General features: G+C 62.7%; 4 protein-coding genes. 2 read left to right on the plus strand and 2 right to left on the minus strand.

Annotated features, from left to right (window positions below; translation table 11 throughout):
* Positions 1-938 (plus strand): purine-cytosine permease family protein (locus FEM54_RS25525; protein ID WP_138453549.1); only part of this gene is annotated, 938 nt, incomplete at its 5' end.
* Between the two features lie 29 nt (positions 939-967).
* Here FEM54_RS25525 and FEM54_RS25530 read toward each other — a convergent pair.
* The gene (locus tag FEM54_RS25530; protein WP_138453551.1) at positions 968-2,500 is read right to left on the minus strand and encodes a sensor domain-containing diguanylate cyclase; all 1,533 of its coding nucleotides are present in this window, start codon (positions 2,498-2,500) and stop codon (positions 968-970) included.
* A 181-nt stretch (positions 2,501-2,681) separates the two neighbouring features.
* Positions 2,682-3,575 carry a LysR family transcriptional regulator gene (locus tag FEM54_RS25535; protein ID WP_017139663.1) on the minus strand — a complete coding sequence of 298 codons (894 nt, stop codon included), beginning with the start codon at positions 3,573-3,575 and terminating at the stop codon, positions 2,682-2,684.
* 94 nt (positions 3,576-3,669) lie between these two features.
* Between FEM54_RS25535 and FEM54_RS25540 the strand changes: the two genes are divergently transcribed.
* Positions 3,670-4,465: MFS transporter (locus FEM54_RS25540; RefSeq protein WP_138453550.1), on the plus strand; the 796-nt coding region annotated here is incomplete at its 3' end.

A 4,465-nucleotide genomic window follows, 5' to 3' on the forward strand; every position in this document is an offset into this window, starting at 1 on the left:
GCTTTATCCACGTGCTCAACCGCATCGGCACCTGGGTGCTCGGCGCCGGCATCGTGCTGGGCTTCGGCTACATCTTCACTCACGTGCAGACCACCGACTTCCTGACCCGTGGCAGCTTCAACATCTCCGGCTGGCTGGCCACCGTATCCCTGGCGGCGTTGTGGCAGATTGCTTTTGCGCCCTACGTGTCCGACTACTCGCGCTACCTGCCGGCTGACGTGCCTGTGGCGTCGACCTTCTGGACCACCTACCTGGGCTCCGCCCTCGGCTCCAGCCTGGCCTTTATCTTCGGCGCCGTCGCCGTGCTTGCCACTCCGGTGGGCATGGACACCATGGACGCAGTAAAACTCGCCACCGGCGCCATCGGCCCGTTGATGCTGGTGCTGTTCTTGCTCAGCGTGATCAGCCACAACGCCCTCAATTTGTATGGCGCGGTGTTGTCGATCATTACCCTGATCCAGACCTTCGCCTACCGCTGGATCCCCACCGCCAAAAGCCGCGCAGTGATCTCCACCCTGGTGCTGGCCGCGTGCGCCATTGCTGCCGTGTTCGCCTCCAAAGACTTCATCGGCCACTTCGTCGACATGGTGCTGGTGCTGCTGGTGGTGCTGGTGCCGTGGACGGCGATCAACCTGATCGACTTCTACGCGATTCACAAAGGCAAGTACGACATTGCCTCGATCTTTCGCGTGGATGGCGGGATTTATGGCAAGTACAACCCACAGGCGCTGCTGGCCTATGCGATCGGGATTGCAGTGCAGATTCCGTTTATGAACACGCCGCTGTATGTAGGGCCGATTTCCGAGCACATCAATGGCGCGGATTTGTCCTGGGTGGTGGGCCTGGTGGTGACGTCACCGCTGTACTTCTGGTTGGCCAGTCGAGACAGTGCTTATAAGCGCCGGATGGACGGCGGGAAATTGGTGAGCGGGGTTTAAGCAAACCGACTGAAGCGGGCTGGCCCCGTTCAACTGGGGTTCAATGGTGAACCCCAGTCACCAGCCCCCGTCACACACTGGTTACGACCCGCCGCCTTGGCGCTGTACAACGCCCGATCCGCCACCTCCACCAACCCTTGCAAGTCCTCCAACTGAACCCCGGTGGCCGTCGCAATGCCGATGCTTGCCGTCAGCCGCCCGAACGGGCTGGTGCTGTGCACGATGTTCTCTTGCTTCAACAGGTCGAGAATAAGCTGGGCCACCACGGCGGCGCCGTCAGCGTCGGTGTCCGGCATGATGATGCCCATCTCCTCGCCGCCATACCGCGCCACCAGGTCTAACGGCCGCCTTACGCACGCCTCGAAGATTCTGCCCACCGTCTGCAGGCATGCGTCCCCTGCCACATGCCCGTAAGCGTCGTTAAAGCGCTTGAAATAGTCGATATCGATCATCAGCAATGCCAGCGTCGTGCCCTCACGCTTGGCGCGCAGCGCCTCCCTGGCGAGGCTCTCATCAAAGCAGCGCCGGTTTGCCAAACCCGTCAGCGCATCCTTCATCGCCAGCAACTCAAGCTGCCCGTTGGAGGTGAGCAACTGCCGCTGGGTTTCACGCAACTGATCTTCAGCCTCGGTGCGCCGACGGATATCCAGGATCAAAAACCAGCCGATAAGACCGGTAAGCCCCAGCAGCCCCGCCACTACCACCGCCGATAAGAGCGCCTCGGTGCGCCACGCGGCGAGGGCTTCGTGCTTGCCGATTGCCACCGTGGTGATCAGCGGCAGCCGGTCGCTCTGGCGAAAGGCGTAGAGCCGCTCCACGCCGTCCAGGCTGGAGGTAAAAGAGGCGGTGCCGACTGACTGATCAACCAGGTACTTCACATAGATGGGCGACTTGGAAAAGTTGCGCCCCATGTCCTGCTCGCGAAACGGATAGCGAGCCAGCAACGTACCGTCTGTGTGGGACAAGCCAATCGCGCCGTCCTGCCCGACATCGATCTTGCCAAACAAGCGCAGGAAGTTTTCGATGCCTAAGGTCACCGCCACAATACCGGCAAAAGTACCCTGCGAATCATTGAAACGCCGGCTGATGGTCATCACCCATTCCTGATTCGACCGGCTGACAATCGGCGGGCCGATAAAGATCTCGCGGGAAGGATCGTCACGGTGATGGATGAAATAGGCACGGTCTGTGCTGTTGGCGCCCGCAGGAATCGGCCGGTTGGAGGACATCAACCAGTGCCCCTGTTGATCGTAGATCGTGACACCACTGAGCTGTGGCATCAGCGGCTGCTGGCGGTTGATCAACGTACTCAGCCGCTGAATCTGCGCCGGCCCGCTGCCTTCGGTTTCCAGACGCTCGACAAGCCCGAGCAACAGCAACGCACTTTGGCGCACGATGCCTTCGGAATAAGTCGACAGCGCCTGGGTAAGGTTCAGGCCATGGACGTCCACCTCCTGCAGGGCGCGATCTCGAGAGGCAAACACCTTCCAGACCGTCAATGACCCCAGGGAGCAACCGATAACGGCCAGCAAAAGCACAACCAGGTGGGTATCACGCTTCACATTGCTACCTTTGGCAAGCACGGTTTTCCATAACAGCGGACAGTGGACCTGGGCACCGGCGGCAACCATTCGCCCTTTTTCGCGGGCAAGGATACAAGCAGTTATAAACCGGCGCAGCAACAGATTATGCGCACGAGAACGGTTCATATTGCCGCGCCTCATGGCGCCCCCGAGCCGACGCTTACAACTGATGATGTTCGAGCAAAAAGTCCACAAACAAGCGCACTCGCGCCGGCATCGCCGCGCCGCCGACGAACACCGCGTGAATCGGCTCAACGTCGCCGGGGTTCCAGGCTTGCAGCAGCGGTATCAACTCGCCGCGCCGCAGGTCTTCGCTGACGGTGAACTCACCGATACGCGCAATACCGGCGCCCACACGCGCAAGCTGTGCCAGCGCCTCACCACTGCTGCATTCGATGTTGCCGCTCACCTTCAAGGAATACGCTTGGCCGTCGCGCATAAACGGCCAGTTGGGTTCGGCACGCCGGAAGTTGAAGCGCAGGCAATTGTGCCGCAGCAGGTCTTCGGGTTGCTGCGGGGTGCCGTGGCGCTGCAGGTACTCGGGCGAGGCCACCACCACCTGGCCGGTTTCGCCGAGCCTGCGCGCGGTCAGCGGGCTGTCGGGCAAATGGCCAAAGCGTATCGCCACATCGGCCTGGCCGCCAAGAATGTCGACCACCTCGTCGCCCAGGGTCAGGTCGACCACGATGTTCGGGTAGCGCGCACTGAAGGCGGCCACCAAGGGCACGATCGTCATGCGCCCATGGCCCAGGGCGGCGCTGACCCGCAACCGACCCCTGGGCACGCCCTGGTCGGCAATCGCCTCTTCCACCTCGTCCATGTCGGCCAGGATACGCCGCGCACCGCGCAGGAACGCCTCGCCCTCGGCGGTAAAGGTGATCGCGCGGGTGGTGCGCAACAGCAGCCGAGTGCCAAGGCGTTGTTCGGCACGCGCGATAATCCGGCTGACCGCCGACGGCGTAAGCCCCAACGCACGCGCCGCCGCCGACAGGCTGCCCTCCTGCGCCACGCTGGCGAATACCAACATCTCACCTGACCTGCCGTTGAAGTCCATTTGTGCCCCTTACGCAAAGGTGATTGCCAAAAACGCCATCTACCGCCTTCAATCGCTGGATCGTAGCATTGGCGGCATAGATAAGGAGCCTTCCATGCGTATCAATCCACCCCTCGTTGCACTCGCCATGGGTGCCTTTGGCATCGGCGTCACCGAGTTCGCCCCCATGGGCATGTTACCGGGCATCGCCGCCGACCTCGGCGTCTCGATTCCCGCCGCCGGCCTGTTGGTCAGTGCATACGCCATGGGCGTGCTGCTCGGCGCGCCACTGATGACCCTGACCACCGGCAAGATCCCCAGGCGCTACCTGCTGATCGGGCTGATGGCGATTTTCACCCTGGGCAACCTGATGTCCGCCCTGGCCACCGACTATTACAGCCTGATGATCGCCAGAGTCGTGACCTCACTGAACCACGGCGCGTTCTTTGGCGTGGGCTCCGTGGTCGCCGCCAGCGTAGTCGCCCCGGAGAAACGCGCCGGCGCGGTGGCCGCGATGTTTATGGGCCTCACCCTCGCGACCATCGGCGGCGTGCCGCTGGCCGCCTGGTTCGGTGAACTGTTCGGCTGGCGCACCGCGTTCTGGGGCATTACCGGCCTCGGCGTTGTCGCCATGGCCGCGCTGTGGTTCGCCCTGCCCAACCTCAAGGCGCCGCCACACGTCAGCGTGATGGCCGAAATCCGCGTATTGGGCCGTGGCCCGGTGCTGGGCGCACTGGCCCTCACCGTCATCGGCTCGGGCGCCATGTTCACCGTCTTCACCTACATCGCGCCCATCCTCAGCAGCGAAACCCACGCCTCCACCCCTTACATCACCGCCATGCTCGTGCTGTTCGGCGTGGGCCTGACACTCGGCAACCTGTGGGGCGGCAAGGCTGCGGATCGCTCGATAG

Source organism: Pseudomonas edaphica (assembly GCF_005863185.1).
Taxonomy (GTDB): Bacteria; Pseudomonadota; Gammaproteobacteria; order Pseudomonadales; family Pseudomonadaceae; genus Aquipseudomonas; species Aquipseudomonas edaphica.